At 64.2% G+C, this 20,426-nt stretch carries 18 protein-coding genes; 10 read left to right on the top strand and 8 right to left on the bottom strand.

The features are described from left to right. Positions 1–108: 108 nt before the first annotated feature. From AB4M76_RS12345 to AB4M76_RS12310, 8 genes are all read left to right on the top strand, one after another. Positions 109–990, top strand: a complete 882-nt coding sequence (locus AB4M76_RS12345) for a D-alanine--D-alanine ligase (protein WP_368442172.1) — start codon at positions 109–111, stop codon at positions 988–990. Beyond that, on the top strand, positions 978–1,859 hold the full coding sequence (locus AB4M76_RS12340; protein ID WP_368442171.1) for a cell division protein FtsQ/DivIB: 882 nt from the start codon (positions 978–980) through the stop codon (positions 1,857–1,859). The genes AB4M76_RS12345 and AB4M76_RS12340 overlap by 13 nt, the downstream gene beginning before the upstream one ends. A 30-nt stretch (positions 1,860–1,889) precedes the next feature. Next, positions 1,890–3,224, top strand: a complete 1,335-nt coding sequence (gene ftsA / locus AB4M76_RS12335) for a cell division protein FtsA (protein WP_174860166.1) — start codon at positions 1,890–1,892, stop codon at positions 3,222–3,224. A gap of 174 nt (positions 3,225–3,398) precedes the next feature. After that, a complete protein-coding gene (ftsZ, locus tag AB4M76_RS12330) occupies positions 3,399–5,021 on the top strand; it encodes a cell division protein FtsZ (RefSeq protein ID WP_368442170.1) in 1,623 nt (540 codons plus the stop codon). A gap of 207 nt (positions 5,022–5,228) precedes the next feature. Then, positions 5,229–6,152, top strand: a complete 924-nt coding sequence (gene lpxC, locus AB4M76_RS12325) for a UDP-3-O-acyl-N-acetylglucosamine deacetylase (protein WP_368442169.1) — start codon at positions 5,229–5,231, stop codon at positions 6,150–6,152. Positions 6,153–6,375: 223 nt separating this feature from the next. Further along, a complete protein-coding gene (locus tag AB4M76_RS12320) occupies positions 6,376–7,242 on the top strand; it encodes an outer membrane protein assembly factor BamD (RefSeq protein ID WP_368442168.1) in 867 nt (288 codons plus the stop codon). 33 nt (positions 7,243–7,275) lie between these two features. After that, positions 7,276–8,946, top strand: coding sequence for a DNA repair protein RecN (recN, locus tag AB4M76_RS12315; protein ID WP_368442167.1), 1,671 nt, complete (start codon positions 7,276–7,278; stop codon positions 8,944–8,946). A gap of 63 nt (positions 8,947–9,009) precedes the next feature. Continuing rightward, a complete protein-coding gene (locus AB4M76_RS12310; protein WP_368442430.1) occupies positions 9,010–10,695 on the top strand; it encodes a chloride channel protein in 1,686 nt (561 codons plus the stop codon). Here AB4M76_RS12310 and AB4M76_RS12305 read toward each other — a convergent pair. The 3 genes from AB4M76_RS12305 to cobT are packed head-to-tail and all read right to left on the bottom strand — an operon-like array spanning position 10,692 to position 14,774. Further along, the gene (locus tag AB4M76_RS12305; protein WP_368442166.1) at positions 10,692–11,036 is read right to left on the bottom strand and encodes a DUF427 domain-containing protein; all 345 of its coding nucleotides are present in this window, start codon (positions 11,034–11,036) and stop codon (positions 10,692–10,694) included. The two genes, AB4M76_RS12310 and AB4M76_RS12305, sit on opposite strands and share 4 nt — an antisense overlap. 33 nt (positions 11,037–11,069) lie before the next feature. Next, on the bottom strand, positions 11,070–12,860 hold the full coding sequence (locus AB4M76_RS12300) for an aminopeptidase P family protein (RefSeq protein ID WP_368442165.1): 1,791 nt from the start codon (positions 12,858–12,860) through the stop codon (positions 11,070–11,072). 42 nt (positions 12,861–12,902) lie between these two features. Further along, positions 12,903–14,774 (bottom strand): cobaltochelatase subunit CobT, encoded by a 1,872-nt coding sequence (cobT, locus tag AB4M76_RS12295; protein ID WP_368442164.1) that lies wholly within the window; start codon positions 14,772–14,774, stop codon positions 12,903–12,905. Between the two features lie 216 nt (positions 14,775–14,990). Between cobT and AB4M76_RS12290 the strand changes: the two genes are divergently transcribed. Beyond that, complete coding sequence (locus tag AB4M76_RS12290) at positions 14,991–15,737, top strand: PRC-barrel domain-containing protein (protein WP_368442163.1); 747 nt, start codon at positions 14,991–14,993, stop codon at positions 15,735–15,737. Positions 15,738–15,811: 74 nt separating this feature from the next. Here the strand turns inward: AB4M76_RS12290 and cobS are convergent, their stop codons facing one another. Continuing rightward, positions 15,812–16,798, bottom strand: coding sequence for a cobaltochelatase subunit CobS (gene cobS, locus AB4M76_RS12285; RefSeq protein WP_368442162.1), 987 nt, complete (start codon positions 16,796–16,798; stop codon positions 15,812–15,814). A gap of 131 nt (positions 16,799–16,929) precedes the next feature. Continuing rightward, positions 16,930–17,556: a J domain-containing protein gene (locus AB4M76_RS12280; protein ID WP_368442161.1), complete on the bottom strand. Its 627-nt coding sequence runs from the start codon at positions 17,554–17,556 to the stop codon at positions 16,930–16,932. Between the two features lie 77 nt (positions 17,557–17,633). Between AB4M76_RS12280 and AB4M76_RS12275 the strand changes: the two genes are divergently transcribed. Next, a complete protein-coding gene (locus tag AB4M76_RS12275; RefSeq protein WP_368442160.1) occupies positions 17,634–17,891 on the top strand; it encodes a BolA family protein in 258 nt (85 codons plus the stop codon). 9 nt (positions 17,892–17,900) lie between these two features. Here the strand turns inward: AB4M76_RS12275 and AB4M76_RS12270 are convergent, their stop codons facing one another. Genes AB4M76_RS12270 through gatB form a run of 3 tightly spaced genes read right to left on the bottom strand, consistent with a single transcriptional unit; the run spans position 17,901 to position 20,418 of the window. Further along, entirely contained in the window at positions 17,901–18,386 is a 486-nt protein-coding gene (locus AB4M76_RS12270) for a DUF4177 domain-containing protein (RefSeq protein WP_368442159.1), read from the bottom strand. A gap of 41 nt (positions 18,387–18,427) precedes the next feature. Continuing rightward, positions 18,428–18,907, bottom strand: coding sequence for a thioesterase family protein (locus AB4M76_RS12265; protein WP_368442158.1), 480 nt, complete (start codon positions 18,905–18,907; stop codon positions 18,428–18,430). After that, positions 18,904–20,418 carry an Asp-tRNA(Asn)/Glu-tRNA(Gln) amidotransferase subunit GatB gene (gatB, locus tag AB4M76_RS12260; RefSeq protein ID WP_368442157.1) on the bottom strand — a complete coding sequence of 505 codons (1,515 nt, stop codon included), beginning with the start codon at positions 20,416–20,418 and terminating at the stop codon, positions 18,904–18,906. The genes AB4M76_RS12265 and gatB overlap by 4 nt, the downstream gene beginning before the upstream one ends. Positions 20,419–20,426: the final 8 nt, after the last annotated feature.

Raw genomic sequence — 20,426 nt, 5'->3', positions numbered from 1 at the left:
GCAAACGGCAAAGCAACGATAACAACGATAGGGGCCGCAAACGGCCCATGGCAAAGAGGCACTTTGGTGGGTACGTCGAGCGGACACTCCCCGACAGTGGCGGTATTGATGGGCGGACCTTCGGCAGAGCGCGAAGTGTCTTTGTCCAGCGGGCGCGCCTGCGCTGCTGCCCTGCGGGAATATGGCGGATATGAAGTGGTTGAGGTGGACGCCGACCGCAACCTTTGCGCCGTTCTGACAGACCTCAAGCCCGATGTCGTTCTGAACTGCCTGCATGGCCGCTGGGGCGAGGACGGTTGCGTTCAGGGCCTACTCGAATGGCTGCATATCCCCTATACCCATTCCGGCGTGCTGGCCTCGGCGCTGGCGATGGACAAGCAGCGTTCCAAGGATGTGTTCCGCCATGCGGGGCTGCCGGTGGTGGAAAGTGTCATCGCGCCGAAAGGCGATGTGATGGCGCGCCACGTCCTGCCGCCGCCCTATGTGGTGAAACCCAATAACGAAGGCTCTTCCGTCGGCGTCTATCTGGTGGGCGCGGAAAACAACGGCCCGCCGCAGCTGTCGGATGACATGCCTGCCGAGGTGATGGTCGAGACCTTTGCCCCCGGGCGGGAACTGACCACCACGGTGATGGGCGACCGCGCGCTTGGCGTGACCGATATCATCACCACCGGCTGGTATGACTATGACGCCAAATACAAGCCCGGCGGTTCGCGCCATGTGGTGCCGGCGGAGCTGCCCGAAGAGATCACCGCGCTTTGCCTCGACTACGCCCGCCGCGCCCATGACGCATTGGGCTGTCGGGGCATCAGCCGCACGGATTTTCGCTGGGATGAGAGCCGCGGCGCCGACGGGCTGATCCTGCTGGAGACCAACACCCAGCCCGGCATGACCGCGACCTCGCTTTCGCCCGAACAGGCGGCGGCGGTGGGCATCTCTTTCCCCGAACTCTGTGGCTGGATGGTGGAGGACGCCTCATGCGATCGCTGATCCGCCGCCGCCCCGCCACGCCCAAGGCCGATCCGGCGCCCTCGCGCTGGTCTTGGCGGATGCAGCGCCTGATGCTGACGCCGGGGTTCCGCTTTGCCCTGCGCATCGGGTTGCCCTTCACCCTGACCGTGCTGGCGGGGACGATCTACCTCTCGGACGAAGACCGGCGCGGCACGGTGGTGCAGGCCATCGCGGATATCCGTGCCAGCATCGAAGAGCGGCCCGAGTTCATGGTCAAACTCATGGCGATCGATGGGGCGAGCGACCGGCTGGCGCGCGAAATCCGCACCGCCGTGCCGCTGGAGTTTCCGCTCTCCTCCTTTGACTTTGACCTCACCGAACTGCGCGAGCAGGTGACCGCGATCAGCGGTGTCCGGCAGGCCAATGTCCGCATCCGCCCCGGCGGCGTGTTGCAGATCGACGTGACCCCCCGCGTGCCCGTGGCCGTCTGGCGCAACGCCGAAGGCCTGGCGCTGGTCGACAATGGCGGCACCCATGTGACAAAGATCGCCGCACGGCAAGACCATGCGGATCTGCCCTTGATCGCAGGCGAGGGCGCGGCGGCGCATGTGCCCGAAGCGCTCAGATTGATAGCCGCCGCCAGTGTGATGGGCGACCGGCTGCGCGGCTTGGTGCGGGTGGGCGAGCGCCGTTGGGATGTGGTGCTGGACCGCGACCAGCGCATCATGCTGCCCGAAGAGAACGCCGTTCAGGCGCTGGAACGGGTGATCGCGCTGGAAGGCGCGCAAGAAGTGCTCACGCGGGATGTCGCGCGGGTGGACATGCGGTTGGCGTCAAGACCAACCCTGAGAATGAACGAAGAGGCCACCCGCGAATGGTGGCACATCAGGCAGCTTTCCGGCCAGTAAGATGGCCTTTGGGATCGGGACAGTAACAAAATGATGGATCTATACGACAGTCAGCGTTCGATGCGGCATATGCGCAAATTGGCGATTCAACGCGGGGTGGTCGCCATTCTGGACGTGGGCAGTTCCAAGATCGCCTGTCTGGTGTTGCGCTTTGACGGCATCGGCCTTGACGGCGGCGACGGCGACATCGGCTCGCTGGCCGGGCAGTCGGGCTTTCGGGTCATCGGTGCGGCCACCACCCGCTCGCGCGGGGTCCGCTTTGGCGAGATCTGCGCCATGGGCGAGACCGAACGCGCCATTCGCACCGCACTGCAAGCGGCGCAGAAGATGGCCGGCATCCGGGTCGATCACGTCATCGCCTGTTTCTCGGGCGGGGAGCCGCGCAGCTACGGGCTGGATGCCTCGGTGGAGTTGGAAGGCCAGTCTGTCTCGGAACAGGACGTGGCGCGGGTGCTGGCGGGCTGTGACGTGCCGGAATATGGCGAGGGGCGCGAAGTGCTGCACGCCCAGCCGGTGAATTTTGCGCTGGATCACCGCTCTGGTCTCGCCGACCCGCGCGGGCAATTGGGCAACAGCCTCTCGGTCGACATGCATATGCTGACCGTCGATGCCGATACGGTGCAGCATCTGGCCCATTGCATCAAACGCTGTGATCTGGAACTGGCCGGGATCGCCTCCTCCTCCTATGCGTCGGGCATCTCGGCGCTGGTCGAGGATGAGCAGGAGCTGGGCGCGGCCTGTATCGACATGGGCGGCGGCACCACCGGCGTGTCGATCTTTATCAAGAAACATATGATCTATGCCGATACCGTGCGCATGGGCGGCGATCACGTGACCTCTGACATCTCCATGGGGCTTCAGGTGCCCACGGCCAATGCCGAGCGGATCAAGACCTTCTACGGCGGTGTCCACGCCACCGGTATGGACGACCGCGACATGATCGAGATCGGCGGCGAGACCGGCGATTACGAGCATGACCGCCGCACCGCCAGCCGGGCCGAGTTGATCGGCATCATGCGCCCGCGGGTCGAAGAGATCCTCGAAGAGGTCCGGGTTCGGCTGGATGCCGCTGGTTTCGATCACTTGCCAAGCCAGCAGATTGTACTTACCGGGGCGGGCAGCCAGATTCCGGGTCTCGACGGTTTGGCGAGCAAGATCCTGGGCCAGCAGGTCCGTCTTGGGCGTCCGCTGCGGGTGCATGGGCTGCCACAGGCGGCCACCGGGCCGGGCTTTGCCTCTGCCGTGGGGCTCGCGCTTTTTGCGGCGCATCCGCAGGACGAATGGTGGGATTTCGACATTCCCGCCGATCGCTACCCCTCGCGGTCCCTCAAGCGCGCGGTGAAATGGTTCCGTGACAATTGGTGACCGCAATATCGGGTGGTTAATGCGAGATAAGGCGGAAACTGGCAAGTTTTTGCCCATATTTAGCGTCAAAACGTTGTTTTTTAGGTGACGATCCGGCCCTATGCCGATAGGGTTGGGCAAATTTGGTCGAAAAAATCCCCGCGGGACGCGGGCAACTGGACAGGCGGACAGCACATGACACTCAACCTTTCAATGCCAGGACAAGATGATCTGAAACCCCGTATCACCGTCTTCGGTGTTGGGGGGGCTGGCGGCAACGCGGTCAACAACATGATCGAAAAGCAGCTCGATGGTGTCGATTTCGTTGTCGCCAACACCGATGCCCAGGCGCTGCAGCAGGCACAGGCCGAGAACCGCGTGCAGCTGGGCATCAAAGTGACCGAAGGTCTGGGCGCGGGCGCCCGGGCCTCTGTCGGCGCCGCCGCCGCCGAAGAGAGCATCGAGCAGATCGTCGACCACCTCGCCGGCGCGCATATGTGCTTTATCACCGCCGGCATGGGCGGCGGCACCGGCACTGGCGCGGCTCCGATCATCGCGCAGGCCGCGCGTGAGCTGGGCGTGCTGACCGTGGGCGTCGTGACCAAGCCCTTCCAGTTTGAGGGCGCCAAGCGCATGCGTCAGGCCGAGGACGGTGTGGAGACGCTGCAAAAGGTCGTCGACACGCTGATCATCATTCCGAACCAGAACCTCTTCCGTCTGGCGAACGAGAAAACCACCTTCACCGAAGCCTTCTCGCTTGCCGATGATGTGCTCTACCAAGGGGTGAAGGGCGTGACCGACCTGATGGTCCGCCCGGGTCTCATCAACCTCGACTTTGCCGATGTGCGCGCCGTGATGGACGAGATGGGCAAGGCGATGATGGGCACAGGCGAGGCCGAGGGCGAAGATCGCGCGATCCAGGCCGCCGAGAAGGCCATCGCCAACCCGCTGCTGGACGAAATCAGCCTGCGCGGTGCCAAGGGTGTTCTCATCAACATCACCGGCGGTCACGATCTGACCCTCTTTGAACTGGACGAAGCCGCCAACCGCATCCGCGAGGAAGTGGACCCGGAAGCGAATATCATCGTCGGCTCCACGCTGGACGAAGGTCTGGGCGGCCTGATGCGCGTCAGCGTTGTCGCCACCGGCATCGACGCCACCGATGTGAACACCGAAATCCCGGTCCCGCGCCGCTCCATGAGCCAGCCGCTGCGTCAGAGCGTCTCGGTTGATGATGTGGCACAGGCCTCTGCCGCGCAGGCACCGGCCCCGGCCCCGGCGCCCGCACCTGTCGCTGCCGAGATGAAGCAGGAAGTCGAGCAGGCGCCGCTGTTCCAGGACCTTCAGACCGAGCGCCAGCAGGACCACTATGAAGAGGAAAGCGTTGTCGAAGACGACGACGGTCTGCCCGCCCCGGCCTATCAGCCCGAAGTCGCCGCTTTCGAGCCGCGTCAGGAGCAGAACATCGAAGCCGAGCCGGAAACCTTCGTGGCACCCCGCGCCCCGACGCCCGGCACCCCATCGCCAGAGGCGCTGGCCCGTCTGCGCGCCGCCGCCCAGAAAGCCGCGCCCGAGCGTCATGGTCAGCCGCAAGCCCAGCAGGGCGGCGATCAGGGGGACAAGGGCCGCTTTGGCATCAATTCCCTGATCAACCGGATGACCGGCCATGCCGAGGGCGAGCAGCAGCAGCGCCCCGCGCGTCAGCAGCCCCCGGTGCAGACTCGCGCCTCTGCCGCCGCGCCGCAGCCGCAGGAAAACAACGATCCCGACCAAGAGCGGATCGAAATTCCGGCCTTCCTGCGCCGTCAGGCCAATTAAGTCGATCACATTAAGATCACTCAGGGCCGCCTTCGGGCGGCTCTTTTTCGTTTCAGATCAGCCTATTGCCAGCCTATGAGCGCCCCTGTGCCGGAATGTTACGGCGATGTTTCAGACCGTTGCAAAGATTGAGTTGAGCAAACCGAACCCGCCGCTTAACTCTGGGTTCAAGATACATGCAGATGTACGCAGATTGAGGATGCTCCCGTGCAGACAACGATTAAATCAGCAATTAGTTTCAGTGGCACAGGCCTGCACAGCGGCCTGCCGGCGACTGTCACTTTGCGTCCCGCCTCTGCGCATCATGGCATCTGGTTTTCGCGCAGCGATGTGGCCGTGGGGGACCGTCTGATCCCCGCCCGCTGGGATGCGGTCAACCGCTCGCCGCTTTGCACCAAACTGGAAAACCCGACCGGCCTCTCGGTCTCGACCGTGGAACATCTGATGGCCGCACTTGCGGGCTGTGGCATCCACAACGCGCTGATCGAGATCGACGGTCCCGAAGTGCCGATCCTCGACGGTTCCTCCGCGCCCTTCGTGCGCGGCATCATGCAGCGCGGTATCCGCCGTTTGGCGGCGCCCGTCATGGTCTTTGAGGTCTTGAAAACCGTGACCGTGCAGGAGGGCGAGGCCAGTGCCACGATCTCCCCCGCCGATACGCTGCGCATTGATTTCGAGATCGATTTCGCCGATGCCGCGATTGGCCAGCAGCGCAAGTCGCTGGTGATGAACAATGGCTCCTTCGCGCGTGAGCTCTGTGACAGCCGGACCTTCTGCCGTCAGGCGGATGTGGAGGCGATGCAGGCCAATGGTCTGGCGCTTGGCGGCGCGCCGGGTGAAAACGCGGTGGTCTTTGACGGGGACGCGGTGCTCAGCCCCGGTGGCCTGCGCCATGCGGATGAGCCGGTGCGTCACAAGATGCTCGACGCTCTGGGCGATCTGGCCCTGGCCGGGGCGCCGCTGCTGGGCCATTACGTGGGCACCCGCGCCGGGCATTCGCTGACCAATACGCTGCTGCGCAAGCTCTTCGCCACGCCGGATGCCGTGCGTCTGGTGACCTGCGATGCGCTGCAAGCCGCGCGTCTGCCGGGCCATGGTCTGGTCTGGGACGAAATTCCAGCCGTCGCCTGAGCCGCGCAGGCGCAGATCAGCGCCGCGCGGCGATGTGCCATTGAACGCGCTGCCCATGCCTTGTATTCCTTAACGCGAAGTGACAGGCCTGATGCGGGGCGACGCCGTTGCGGGACCGCCATATGGCGGGGCGAAATGGGCGTTTTGCGAGGCAAATTAATGTGCTAGTCACAGGCGCAAGAGGGTCTTTGACCATGGGTTCGACGATGCAAGGGGTGCAGGCATGACGGGAGCGGGATCGCGCAAGAGAGTGATCGGTGTACTGTGCCTCGTGACGGTCTTGGCGGCCTGTGGCGGCAGTGACGGGCGCTCGGACGGGAGTTTCTTCAACCCGCAGGAAATCCCGCTGGAGACCTATACCGCAGAGCAGATTTTTGAGCGCGGTGAATATGAGCTTGAAGGCAATAACCCCGGCGAAGCGGCGACCTATTTTGCCGAGATCGAACGTCTCTACCCCTATTCCGAATGGGCCAAACGCGCGTTGATCATGCAGGCTTTCGCCTATCACCGCGATCAGGACTACCCCAACAGCCGCTCCGCCGCGCAGCGTTTCATCGACTTCTACCCCGGTGACGATGATGCCGCCTATGCGCAATATCTGCTGGCGCTGAGCTATTACGACCAGATCGACGAAGTGGGCCGGGATCAGGGGTTGACCTTTCAGGCCCTGCAAGCCCTGCGCGCGGTGATCGAAGGCTACCCCGACAGCGAATATGCCCGCTCGGCGATCCTGAAGTTCGACCTTGCCTTTGACCATCTGGCGGGCAAGGAAATGGAAATCGGCCGCTACTACCTGCGCCGGGATCATCACACCGCCGCGATCAACCGCTTTCGGGTCGTGGTCGAGGACTTCCAGACCACCACCCACACGGCCGAGGCTTTACACCGTCTGGTCGAAGCCTATCTGTCGCTCGGTCTGACGCGCGAGGCGCAGACTGCCGCGGCCATTCTGGGCCACAACTACCGCGGCTCGGACTGGTACCAGGACAGCTACCGCCTGCTGACCGGCCGGGGGCTTGCCCCCGCCCTCTACGGGGACAACTGGCTGGGCGCGGCGTATCGCCAAACCATCAAGGGCGAGTGGCTTTAAGGGGGATGGGCAGGGCCCATCCGACGGTTTTAGATGCTGCGCGGACTTGATATTTCAGACATGCTGATCATCGACCGGCTGGAGCTTGGCTTCCGGCCGGGGCTGAATGTGCTGACCGGAGAGACCGGCGCGGGCAAGTCGATCTTGTTGGATTCCTTGGGCTTTGTGCTGGGCTGGCGCGGGCGCGCTGATCTGGTGCGGCAGGGCGCGGCGCAGGGCGAGGTTACCGCCTGGTTCGATCTGGCGCCGGGGCATCCGGCCCATGCGCTGCTCGAAGAGGCGGGCCTGCCGGGCGGCGACGAGTTGATCCTGCGCCGGATCAACTCCGTCGATGGGCGCAAGACCGCTTGGGTCAATGACCGGCGCTGTTCGGGCGAGGTGCTGCGGCGTCTGTCCGAGACTTTGGTGGAATTGCACGGCCAGCATGACGACCGCGGTCTGCTCAACCCCCGCGGCCACCGCGCGATATTGGACGATTACGCCGACAACGCGCGGGCCTTGGCCGGGGTGCGCGCGGCTTGGGCCGCGCTGGCCGAGGCCCACAAGGCCGCAGAGGTCGCCGCGACGGAGCGCGAGGCGATTGCCGCCGAAGAGGAATTCCTGCGCCATGCGGTGGCGGAACTGGACAAGCTGGCCCCCGAAGCGGGCGAGGAAGCCACCCTCGACACCCGCCGCCGCCTGATGCAAAGCGCCGAGAAAATTCGCCGCGATGTGGTGAACGCCTATGAGCTGATGGGGCAGGGCGGGGCGGAAACCGCCCTTGGCGATGCGCTGCGCTGGCTCGACGGGGTGGCGGATAAGGCCGAGGGCGCGCTGGAAGAGCCTTTGGCCGCGCTGAACCGCGCCATGGTGGAGTTGGATGAGGCGATGGCCGGGGTGGCGGATGCCATCGACGGCATGTCCTTTGATCCCTATGAATTGGAAGCCTGCGAAGAGCGGCTCTTTGCGATCCGGGGGCTGGCGCGCAAACATGACGTGCAGCCCGATGAACTGGCGGGCTTTGCCGATACGCTGCGCGGCAAGCTTGACGCGCTGGACGCGGGCGAGGCGGCGCAGGCCGCGCTTGAACAGGCCGTGCACGATGCCCAGGCCCTTTATGACCAACGCGCCAGCGCGCTGACCGAAAGGCGGCGCAAATCGGCGGCCAGGCTCGACAAGGCGGTGGCTGCAGAACTGGCCCCGCTGAAGATGGAGCGCGCGGTTTTCGTCACGCAACTGACCGAAGAGCCCGCCGGCCCCGAGGGCCGCGACGCGGTCTCCTTTACCGTGGCCACCAACCCCGGCGCGCCTGCCGGCCCCTTGGGCAAGATCGCCTCGGGCGGGGAGCTGAGCCGCTTCCTGCTCGCCCTCAAGGTCTGCCTGACCCAAAGCCAATCCGGCCTGACCCTGATCTTTGACGAGATCGACCGGGGCGTCGGCGGGGCGACAGCCGATGCCGTGGGGCGGCGCTTGCAGGCGCTGGCCGCCGAGGGGCAGGTGCTGGTGGTGACCCATTCGCCGCAGGTGGCGGCGCTTGGGGCGCATCACTGGCGGGTGGAGAAATCGGTGGCCAAGGGGATGACAACCTCCACCGTGGTGCCCCTCGCCGCGGCAGACCGCGTGGATGAGGTCGCCCGCATGTTGGCCGGCGATACGATCACCGACGCCGCCCGCGCCGCCGCCGCCGCATTGCTTCAGGGGCAACAGGCTGCAACGACTTCTTAAATGAAGGTTTTATGCGGCGACGGCTTGGCCTAGACAGGGAGCATTCCCTTGGTCAAAGTCCCTATGCCCCCCTCCGATCACTCTTTCTTTGCACAGCAGGTCAAACAGGCGCTCGGCGGCTGCAAGAAGGGCTGGGAGATCCTGCGCACACGCGGCCCGGGTAAGGTCACCTTTTGGTTCATCGCGCTCCTGGTTGGCATCGCCGCGGGGTTTGCGGCGCTGTTCTTCCGCAAAGGGATCAACTGGTTGCAGGCCACGCTCTACGGCACCGATGATGTGCAGTTCCTGCATAGCTTTCTGGTCGGGCTGCCCTGGTACTGGGTGGTTCTGATCCCCACCATCGGCGGGCTGCTGGTGGGGCTGATCCTGCACCGTTTCACCAATGACGGGCGCGCCCGCACGGTGGGCGATGTGATCCTCGGCGCGGCCATGCATGATGGCCGGGTCGAAACCCGCGCCGGGGTGGCCTCGGCGCTGGCCTCGCTGATCACGCTCTCGACCGGCGGCTCCTCGGGCCGCGAAGGGCCGGTGGTGCATCTGGCAGCGGTGATCTCGACCAAGGTGAGCCGCTTGATCAAGGCCGATGGCATCACCGGGCGCGACCTTCTGGGCTGTGCGGTGGCCGCTGCCGTCTCGGCGAGCTTCAACGCCCCCATCGCCGGGGCGCTTTTCGCGCTTGAGGTGGTGCTGCGCCATTTCGCGGTGCATGCCTTTGCCCCCATCGTGATCGCCTCGGTCGCCGGCACGGTGATCAACCGGTTGGAGTTCGGCGGGCTGACGGAGTTTCTGCTGCCCAGCCTCGGAGATGTGCAATTCTATGTCGAGCTGCCCGCCTTCCTGCTGCTGGGGCTGACCTGCGGCGGGGTCTCTGTCGTGTTGATGTGGGCGATCTTCTGGGCCGAGGATTTCGGCAACTACCTGCAAGCGCGTACCGGGCTTCGGCGCTGGCTGCGCCCGGCGGTGGCCGGCGCGGTGCTGGGCGTCATGGCGCTCTGGTTCCCGCATATCATCGGCGTCGGCTATGAGACGACCTCGCGGGCGCTCACCGGTGAATTGCTGCTGCATGAGGTGATCGTCTTTGCCGTGCTGAAAGTGGCCGCCGTGGCGATCACCTTTGGCGGGCGTATGGGCGGCGGGGTCTTCTCGCCCTCACTGATGGTCGGCGCGCTCACCGGGCTGGCCTTTGGCCTGATCGCCACCGGCGTCTTCCCCGAAGTCTCGGGCTCCTCCTCGCTCTATGCGCTGGCGGGCATGGGGGCGGTGGCCGCCGCCGTGCTGGGCGCGCCGATCTCGACCACGCTCATTGTTTTCGAAATGACCGGCGACTGGCAGACCGGGCTTGCGGTCATGGTTGCCGTCAGCATGTCCACCGCGCTGGCCTCGCGGCTGGTGGACCGGTCTTTCTTCCTGACCCAGATGGAGCGGCGCGGCCTGCATCTGGCCGCCGGCCCGCAGGCCTATCTTCTGTCGATGTTCATGGTCGCCCGGATCATGCGCCGCCCCGGTGATGCCGACGCCGCCTCGGAAGAGGCCTGCTGGGATCTGATCGACCAAGGCACCTATATCGATGGCGCCGCCACCCTAGAGGCCGCGCTGCCGATGTTCGAGCAGACCGAGAAGAACTTCATCCCCGTGGTCACGCTCAGCGCCAATGCGCCGCCGGAACTTCTGGGCGCGCTTTTCCATGTCGATGCGCTCAAAGCCTATAACCGCGCCCTGGCGGCCACGGCAGCGGAAGAGCATTCCTAAAGCTGTTCGATGGCGATTTCATCGCAGGCATGAAAGGCCAGATGATCCTTGATCTCGGCCACCGCCGGTTTCGGGTCTTCATAGGACCAAACCGTATCGTCCAGCGTGCGGCTCTTGGTGACCACCGAATAATAGGTGGCATCGCCCTTATGCGGGCAATGCGTGGTCTTTTCCGAGGCATCGAGAAAGGCCAAAGCAATGTCGCCACGGGGGAAATAGATCACCGGGGGGTAATCCCCCTCGCGCAGTTCCAGCGCCTGTTTGGATTCGCCCAGAACCGCGCCGCCGGCGCGGACAACCCATGTGCCCGGTGCTGCTGTAATCTTGATATGGTCGGCCATGCGCCACCCCCCTGATTTGTTAAAACCAGACGCTCATAGCGGCGCCGTTGCCGCATCCAACCATAGTTTCGCCGCCTGCGATACCCGCGGGCCGATCTTTTCCGCAACGTCGCGGTGATAGGAATTGAGCCAGTCACGCGCCTCCGGGCTCAGGCCGGGCAGATCAATCAGGCGTCGGTCGATCGGCACATAGGTCAGGCTGCGCCATTCCAGCATCTTGCGATGGGCGTCGCCGCCGGGCAGGGCGGCGGCCTCTTGTACCACCAGAAGGTTCTCGATCCGGATGCCAAAGACGCCTTCGCGGTAATAGCCCGGCTCATTGCTCAGGATCATGCCCGGCTGCAGGGGCACATGGCTCATCCGGCTCAGCCTCTGCGGCCCCTCATGGACCGACAGATAGGCGCCCACCCCATGGCCCAGCCCGTGGTCAAAATCCTGCCCCGCCATCCACAGCGGCAGCCGGCCCAACATCTCGATGTCCCGCCCCGCCAGCCCTTGCGGCCAGCGCAAACGGCTCATGGCGATCATGCCCGACAGCACCCGCGTGAAGGCGGCCCGCGCCTCTGCCCCCGGGGTGCCAATGGCGACGGTGCGGGTGATATCCGTCGTCCCGTCAAGATATTGCCCGCCACTGTCGAGCACCAGAAGATGCCCGTCCTGCAAGACACTGTCGGTCTCCTCGGTCACCCGGTAATGCATGATGGCGCCGTTCGGGCCGGTGCCGGCGATGGTCTCGAAACTGATGTCGCGCAGGGCCGGGTCGCGCCGCCGCAGCGCTTCCAGATGCCGCACCACCTGGGTCTCGGTCACGCTGCCGGGTGGCTGCGCATCGAGCCAGGCGAGCAATTCGACCACCGCCGCCCCGTCGCGCAGATGCGCCGCCGCCGCCCCGGCGATCTCGGCCGCGTTCTTGCAGGCCTTGGGCAATGCGCAGGGGTCTTCCCCCCAAACCGCGCGCTCCCCCAACAGATCGGCCAGCGCCACCGGCACGCTCTGCTGCTCGACCCGCACCGGCCCCTCAAGCGCCTGCAAATAGTCCGGCAAGGCCTCAGGGTCCCGCTGGGTGACCTCCTCCCCCAAATGCGCCTCGACTTCCGCCAGCTTTGCTGCCGCCATGAAGAGGTCGACCCGGCCATCGTCACGCAACACGGCAAAGCCATGCGCCACCGGGTTGCGCGGGATATCCTGCCCGCGGATGTTCAAAAGCCAGTTGTGGCTGTCGGGGAGGGTGATCAGCGCGGCCCTATGCCCCGCCGCCCGCAGGCCTTCCGCCAGCCGCGCCCGTTTCGCCGCATGGCTTTCCCCCGCATGCTCCATCGGATGCGCCTGCACCTTGCCCATGGGCGCCGCAGGCTGATCCGGCCAGACCCGGTCGACAAGGTTCTCCACGGCCCGCAGGGTGATCCCGCTGCCCCGCAGCCCGTCCTCAATCGAGGCCAACTGTCCGGGGGTGTGCAACCAAGGGTCAAACCCCACCTCACCGCCCTGGGGCAGCTGGTCCTTCAACCAATCGGCCAAGGACACTTCGGGCCAGGGCACCGGAGTAAAATCTTTGGCCACCTGCGCCTTCACCTGCGTGCGGTAGCGCCCGTCAATGAACACCCCCGCCACATCGCGCAGCGCCGCGCAGAAACCGGCGGAGCCTGTGAACCCCGTCAGCCAGGCCAAACGGTCATCGCGCGGGGCGACATATTCACCCTGATGGGCATCGGCACGCGGCACCAAGAACCCGTCCAGCCCCGCGCGCCCGATCTCGGCCCGCAGCGCCTTCAGCCGCGGCGGCCCCTGTTCCGGACGCGCGGTGACCTCGAAACTCTGGAACACGCAGCCCCTCCTTCATCCTTTTTCAAATACCGATCCGACGGATCAGATCACGCGGCGCATGCCCATGACCCGCGCCCGCTTGCGTGGATCGCTGTCAAACAGCGCCGCGAGCTGCTCGGTCATCGCCCCGGCCAACTGGTCCACATCGGTGATCGTCACGGCGCGGTCGTAATAGCGCGTCACATCATGGCCGATGCCGATCGCCAGCAGTTCCACCGCCCGGCGTTTCTCGACCATGGCAATCACATCGCGCAGATGTTTCTCCAGATAATTCGCCGGGTTGACCGAAAGCGTGCTGTCATCCACCGGGGCGCCATCGGAAATCACCATCAGGATCTTGCGCGCCTCATGCCGCGCCAGCATCCGGCGATGCGCCCATTCCAGCGCCTCCCCGTCGATGTTTTCCTTCAGCAGACCTTCTTTCATCATCAACCCAAGGTGATCGCGCGTGCGCCGCCAGGGCGCATCGGCGGATTTATAGATGATATGCCGCAGATCATTCAGCCGCCCCGGCTGCGCGGGGCGGCCGTCGTTCAGCCAGGCCTCGCGCGCCTGTCCGCCCTTCCAGGCGCGGGTGGTAAAGCCGAGGATCTCGACCTTCACATTGCAGCGCTCCAGGGTGCGTGCCAGCACATCCGCACAGATCGCGGCGATGGAGATCGGCCGCCCGCGCATGGAGCCGGAGTTGTCCAAGAGCAGCGTGACCACCGTATCGCGGAACTCGGTATCCTTCTCGACCTTGAAGCTCAGCGGCGTGGTGGGGTTGGCCACCACCCGCGCCAGACGGCCCGCGTCGAGCGTGCCTTCTTCGAGGTCGAACTCCCAGGAGCGGTTTTGCTGCGCCTGCAAACGCCGCTGCAGCTTATTGGCCAAACGCCCCACCGCACCTTTCAGCGGCTCCAGCTGCTGATCGAGATAGGCCCGCAGGCGCTCCAGCTCGATCGGCTCGGCCAGTTCCTCGGCCCCGATCACCTCGTCATGATCGCCCAGATAGACCCGGTATTCGGGGTCGGCGTCCGACACCGGCGGCGGGGGCGGGTCCAGGGGCGCGTCGCCTTCGGGCATCTCGGCCTCGTCGCCCAGCTCCTGATCGGCCTCATCTTCTGTCGAGACCTGCGCCTGGCTGTCGTCCTGCTGCTGCTCCTGGCTGTTCTCGGGCGTGCCCTCGGCCTCTTCCTCGTCCTGATCGTCCTGGCCGGTGCTGTCGGGGTCCTGCTGCTCGTCGGTGCCTTCCTCGGCCTGATCGTCCTGATCCTCGTCTTCGCTATCTGGGTCCTCGCCCAGCTGATCGCCATAGCCGAGATCCGAGATCATCTTGCGTGCCAGACGGGCAAAGGCGGCCTGATCGTCGAGGCTGCCGTCCAGACCTTCCAGCGTGCCGCCGGCCTGATCCTCGATGAAACCGCGCCAAAGCGCCATGGCGTTTTCGGCCCCCGCAGGCAGATCGCGCCCGGTCGCCAGATGGCGCACCATATAGCCCGCCGCCACCGCCAGCGGCACATCGCTGGCCTGTTTGGCCTGATCATAGCCCTTGCGCAGGGCGTCATGCTTGATCTTGACGTCGATATTGCCCGCGGTGCCGGGCATGTCGCGCGCGCCCATCGCTTCGCAGCGGGCGGTTTCCATCGCCTCATAAAGATCCCGCGCCATATCGCCCTGCGGCGCATAGCGCGCATGGGTGGCGTCGTCATGGTAGCGGCGGTTCAACGCCAGCGCATCGGCGGTGCCGCGGGCCAGCAGAACCTCGTCGCGGGTCATCCGTCGGCTGACCTGCGGCAGACGCATCGCATCGCCGGAAAGTCCCGAGGGATCAACGGAGTAGCTGACGTTCAACTCGGTGTCATCGGCCATGACCTTGGTCGCCTCAGCGAGCGCCTTTTTGAATGCGTCAGCGGGGTTGTCGGATTTCTTCATGAGCCCATGCCTTTGTCAGCTTTGCCAAGAGGTTTGGCAGGTTTTCGCAGGAGGGTCAAAGGGGCAGGGCACTGTCGTCGCTGCGCCAGTTCCCGCCCATGGCGCCCTCTCGGCGGGAACCCCCGGCCCCGGATCGGAATTTCCCCGGCAGTCGACGCAACGGTGCCGCTCTGAACCTATGGCAACACCGCGTCTTAGCAAGTAGGAGTGAGGAAAATGACCAACTTCATGCAACATGTGAGCCGTCTGGCGATGATCGCTGTTCTGGGCGCGGTGCCGCTTGCCGTTGTGGCGCAGGACGACGCTGTGAAACCCGTGGAGGGCGAAGCGACCACCGAGGCGCCGCAGAGTGACGCGGCGCAGAGTGAAGAGACCATGGAAACCGGCGATGCGGGGGCGACCGATACCGCCGAAATGCCCGCGGCTGACAGCGCCAGCGACAGTGCCGAGGCCCCGGCAACCGCCGCCCCCGCAGATGATGCGGCAGAAGATGCGATCGACACCGCTGAAACCCCGATGACCGATGACCCCGCCGCGGCCGAAGCACCGGCGGAAGCGCCTGCAAAGCCGGTCGAAGGTCAGATCACCATGCAAAGCGAAAACACGATCCTTGCGGATGATCTGATCGGCAGCAAGATCTATTCGGATGCCGGTGAAAAGATCGGCGCGGTGGATGACCTGATCGTGAACCTTGATGGCTCCGTCGAAGGTGTTGTCATCGGCGTGGGGGGCTTTCTGGGCATTGGCGAGAAATGGGTCGCGGTGAAGATGGACAGTCTTTCCACCATGACCGACGAAAGCGGCACCCTGCGTCTGGTCTCTTCGGCGACTAAGGCCGACCTTGAAGCCGCCGAAGCCTTCAAGACCGCGCAGGACATGGAAGCTGAGCAGCAGGCGCTTGAAAGCAGCGTGCCGCAGGACCCGAACGCGGCCGAAAGCACCGAAGCTGCGCCGGCGGATTAACGTCTCAGGGCTGGGAACGACAAAGGGGCGCTGGTGTCAGCGCCCCTTTTTGATGTCCGGTGATCGCCTGCGGTCTACCCGAGGCTGAGGCTGGCCGCGCTTTCGGGCAGTTCTTCGTCAAACAGACGCTGATAGAACTCGGCCACGGTCTGACGCTCCAACTCATCGCATTTGTTGAGGAAGGACAGGCGGAAAGCATAGCCGACATTGCGGAAAATCTCGGCATTCTGCGCCCATGCGATCACGGTACGCGGCGACATCACGGTCGAGAGCTCACCATTCATAAAGGCGGTGCGGGTGAGGTCGGCCACGGTGACCATCTGCTTCAGGGTCTTGCGGCCCTTCTCGGTGTTGTAATGCGGGTTCTTGGCCAGAACGATGGCGGTCTCTGCGTCAATGCTGAGATAGTTCAGCGTGGCCACAAGGCTCCAACGGTCCATCTGCGCCTGGTTGATCTGCTGGGTGCCGTGGTAGAGGCCCGTGGTGTCGCCCAGACCCACGGTGTTCGCGGTGGCAAACAGGCGGAAATAGGGGTGCGGGGTGATGATCTCGTTCTGATCCATCAGCGTGAGCTTGCCGTCATGCTCCAACACGCGCTGGATCACGAACATCACATCGGCGCGGCCCGCGTCATATTCGTCAAAGACAATCGCCGTCGGGTTGCGCAGCGCCCAGGGCAGGATGCCTTCATGAAATTCGGTCACCTGTTTGCCGTCGCGCAGCTTGATCGCATCCTTGCCGATCAGGTCGATCCGGCTGATGTGACTGTCGAGGTTTACCCGCACGGTGGGCCAGTTCAATTGCGCGGCCACCTGTTCGATATGGGTCGATTTGCCGGTGCCGTGGTAGCCTTGGATCATCACGCGGCGGTTGTGGCTAAAGCCCGCAAGGATCGCAAGCGTGGTATCGGGGTCGAATTTATAGGTGCTGTCGATGTCGGGCACGCGAGAGGTCCGCTCGGGGAAACCTTTGACGACCATATCGGAATCGATGCCGAAAACGTCGCGCACCGAAAGCTCTTCGGTGGGTCTCATGTCATGTTCCAGTGCGCCGTCGGCCATCGCTCGTCATCCTTTTCCTTAGGCGCGCGGGTCGGGCCGCGCGCGTATTTCGTGCAACATATCGTGGCTATCCGCAAGGGAAAGGGGGTATCTGCGTTTATCCGCAAGCCCCCGCCGGTCGGACCCTGCGCTCAGTCCTTGAAGTTGCGGCTGCCTTTGATCTGGTCCCAGGCCCAGACGACCAGTTGCAACTGCTCTTCCTGGCTGCGGTCGCCGCCGTTCATATCAGGGTGCAACACTTTGATCAGCGCCTTGTAGGCTTTGCGCACCTCGGGTTTGGTCCAGGTGTCCTTGGCCTCCAGAATCTCAATCGCGCGGCGCTCGGTGGGCGGCAGGCGGCGGCCTGCCTGCTGGCCACGGCCGGGGTTCTGGGTGGCGTTCTTGCCCAGCACCTGATGCGGGTCTTCGATCCCCAGCCGCGCCCAGGCGCGCTGCTCGGGGTCGCCCAGAGGCTTGGTGCTGCGCTCCCAGACCTTGTCCTTGGACATCTGCGCGTTCAACTCGGCCTCGGTGGTGCCGTCAAAGAAGCTCCACTTGGAGTTATATTCGCGCACGTGCTGCTGGCAGAACCAGAAGTAATCATCCAGCACATCGGGCGCTTTCGGGGCGCGGAACTTGCCGGCTTCTTCGCAGCCTTCATGGTCGCAAATGCGGGTCGAGGTTTCCGACGCACCGGACATGCCGCGACGGCCGCGGGGGTTTTTCTTTTTGGAGGACGACACAGACATGTCGAATCCGAAGGGATCAGCTTTTGGCATGTGGATAGACCTTTCCGACTCAGGCCGGTCACCATATACCCTGCGTCGCAGGATTGAAGGGGGCCGGGGGTAAAAACATGTCCACAACACAAGAGATTTGCGATCGGCTGGAAGCCGCTTTTGCGCCGCGTGAACTGGAGGTGGTGGATGACAGCGAAAGCCATCGCGGTCATGCCGGGTTTCAGGAAGGGGGCGAAAGCCACTTTAACGTGCGCATCCGCTCGGACCGTTTCAAGGGGTTGAACCGGCTGGCCCGGCACCGTGCTGTGCACAATGCGCTCGGGGCCGATCTGATGCGGCGCATCCATGCGCTCGCCCTTGATCTGGACGTTTAAGGTCGCCGCTTAAGTCTTTGGCTTTTCGGTGTTTTCATCACCGTCAGGGGCCGTATCATCTGCCGCGCCATCCTCAGCCGCCGGGGTGTTGAGGAAGGCCGGCGGCTTGCCATCGGCCTCGGTCTTTTCTTCATCCGGCACGATCGAGGCCGGCGCGTCGGCGCGCAGCGCGGGGTCCGTTACCGCCGCCGTGCCGGCGGGCAGCTCCGCCGCCCTCTGGGCCGTATCGGTCGCGGGGCGGTCGGCTGGCATTGCAGCACTTTCACTGATCATTTTACGAAAAACCAGGACATTACGCCATTCCGTGGTGGTCGAAGTCAGGCCGGAACGTTCCAGCGAGGGCAGGGTTTCCGCGCGCTGATACTCCCAGCCTTCGGCGGCCATCTCGTTCAACACCTCTTCCAAGGTCTTGGCGAAACGGTCCTCGGGGGTCTTAATCCCTTTGGTCTTTACGCCTTTGGTCGGGGCGGGAACAATTCTGTACTCAAAACGCATGGGAGCCTCATGGGGAGCGGCGCGGGGCCGGGGTGTCGGGGTTAGGTGCGGCGGATGCCGATGCTGCGTCCGGCCTGTTCGGGTTTGGGCAGCGCGGCATGGGCGCGGTGCATCTGCTCAAGCTTGGCCAGTATCGCATCGGGCATCGGCGCGACACGGGGGCCGGATTGGTCCACATGCAGCGTCAGCCCTTCGCCCGTGGCGGCCAGCCAGCCGTCGACATGCCAAAGCTGCTGGAAACAGTGAAAGCGTTTCGCGTCATAGTCGAGCAGTTGGAAGGTGGTGTAGACGCGGTCGCCCTCATGCAGCTCGCGCAGGTAGCAGACGTGAAATTCGGCCACATAGGTGGTGCAGCCGCCACGCCGGTAATCGGGCCCGAAGCCGAGATGCGCATAGGCTTGGTCAACGCCCTCATCGAACAGGACGTTGTAATAGGCCATGTTCAAATGCCCATTGAAATCAATCCACTCGGGGCGGACCTTCATCTCGCCCGAGCGGAAGGGGACGGCAGGCGCGCTCATTGCTGGGCGAGCTTGCGCGACACGATTTCATTGACCGCCTTGGGGTTGGCCTTGCCGCCCGTGGCTTTCATCACCTGACCGACGAACCAGCCCGCGAGTTTCGGGTTCTGCTGCGCCTTGGCGACCTGATCGGGGTTGGCGGCGATGATCTCATCCACCGCGGTTTCAATCGCACCGGTGTCGGTCACCTGTTTGAGACCTTCGGTCTCCACAATCTCTTCTGGCTCGCGGCCAGTTGTATAGGTGATTTCAAAGACTTCCTTGGCGATCTTGCCCGAAATCGCGTCCGAGGCGATCAGATCGACGATGCTGCCCAACTGCGCCGGGGTGACCGGGCTGTCGGTGATGCCTTTGTCGTCTTTCTTCAGACGCCCGAAAAGCTCGTTGATCACCCAATTCGCCGCCATCTTGCCATCGCGGCCTTTCGCCACTGCTTCGAAATAGCCCGCGCTGTCGAGATCGGCGGTCAGCACGGAGGCATCATAGTCGCTCAGTCCGAAGTCGTTGATGAAGCGCGCCTTTTTTTCATCCGGCAGTTCCGGCAGGTTCGCGGCAATCTCATCGACCCATGCCTGTTCGATCTCCAAAGGCAGCAGATCGGGGTCAGGGAAATAGCGGTAGTCATGCGCCTCTTCTTTGGAGCGCATAGAGCGTGTTTCTTGCTTGTCGGGGTCGAAGAGGCGGGTTTCCTGCACGACCTCGCCACCGGCCTCGACAATCGCGATCTGGCGTTTGGCTTCGACTTCAATGGCCTGCTGGATGAAGCGCATGGAGTTCATGTTCTTGATCTCGCAGCGGGTGCCCAGATGCGAGAAATCCTGCGTTTCCTGATATTTCTCATATTGGCCCACCCGACAGACCGAGACGTTCACATCCGCGCGCATCGCGCCCGACTGCATGTCGCCGTTACAGGTGCCCAGGTAGCGCATGATCTGGCGCAGTTTGGCGAGATAGGCGGCGGCCTCTTCGGGTCCGCGGATGTCGGGGCGGGAGACGATCTCCATCAGGCAGACGCCGGTGCGGTTCAGATCGACGAAGGACATATTCGGGTCCATGTCATGGATCGACTTGCCCGCGTCCTGCTCCATATGAATGCGCTCGATCCGGACCAGCCGCGCGGTGCCGTCGCCCAGTTCGACCAGCACTTCGCCTTCGCCCACGATGGGTTCATAAAGCTGGCTGATCTGGTAGCCCTGCGGCAGGTCGGGGTAGAAGTAGTTCTTGCGGTCGAAGGCAGATTTCAGGTTAATCTCGGCCTTCAGGCCCAGCCCCGTGCGCACCGCCTGCTCGACACAGTATTCGTTGATCACCGGCAACATGCCGGGCATGGCGGCATCGACGAAGGCCACATTGCTGTTGGGCTCGGCGCCGAATTTGGTCGAGGCGCCGGAGAAGAGCTTGGCGTTCGACGAGACCTGCGCGTGCACCTCCATCCCGATGACCAGTTCCCAGTCATGTTTGGCACCGGCAATCACGCGCGGTTTCGGGGTGTCGTAACTCAGATCAAGCATCGCGGCCG

Source organism: Sulfitobacter sp. PS-8MA (assembly GCF_040933935.1).
Taxonomy (GTDB): domain Bacteria; phylum Pseudomonadota; class Alphaproteobacteria; order Rhodobacterales; family Rhodobacteraceae; genus Sulfitobacter.
Note: the sequence above shows the minus strand (reverse complement) of the source record. Positions and strands in the feature narration are given on the sequence as shown.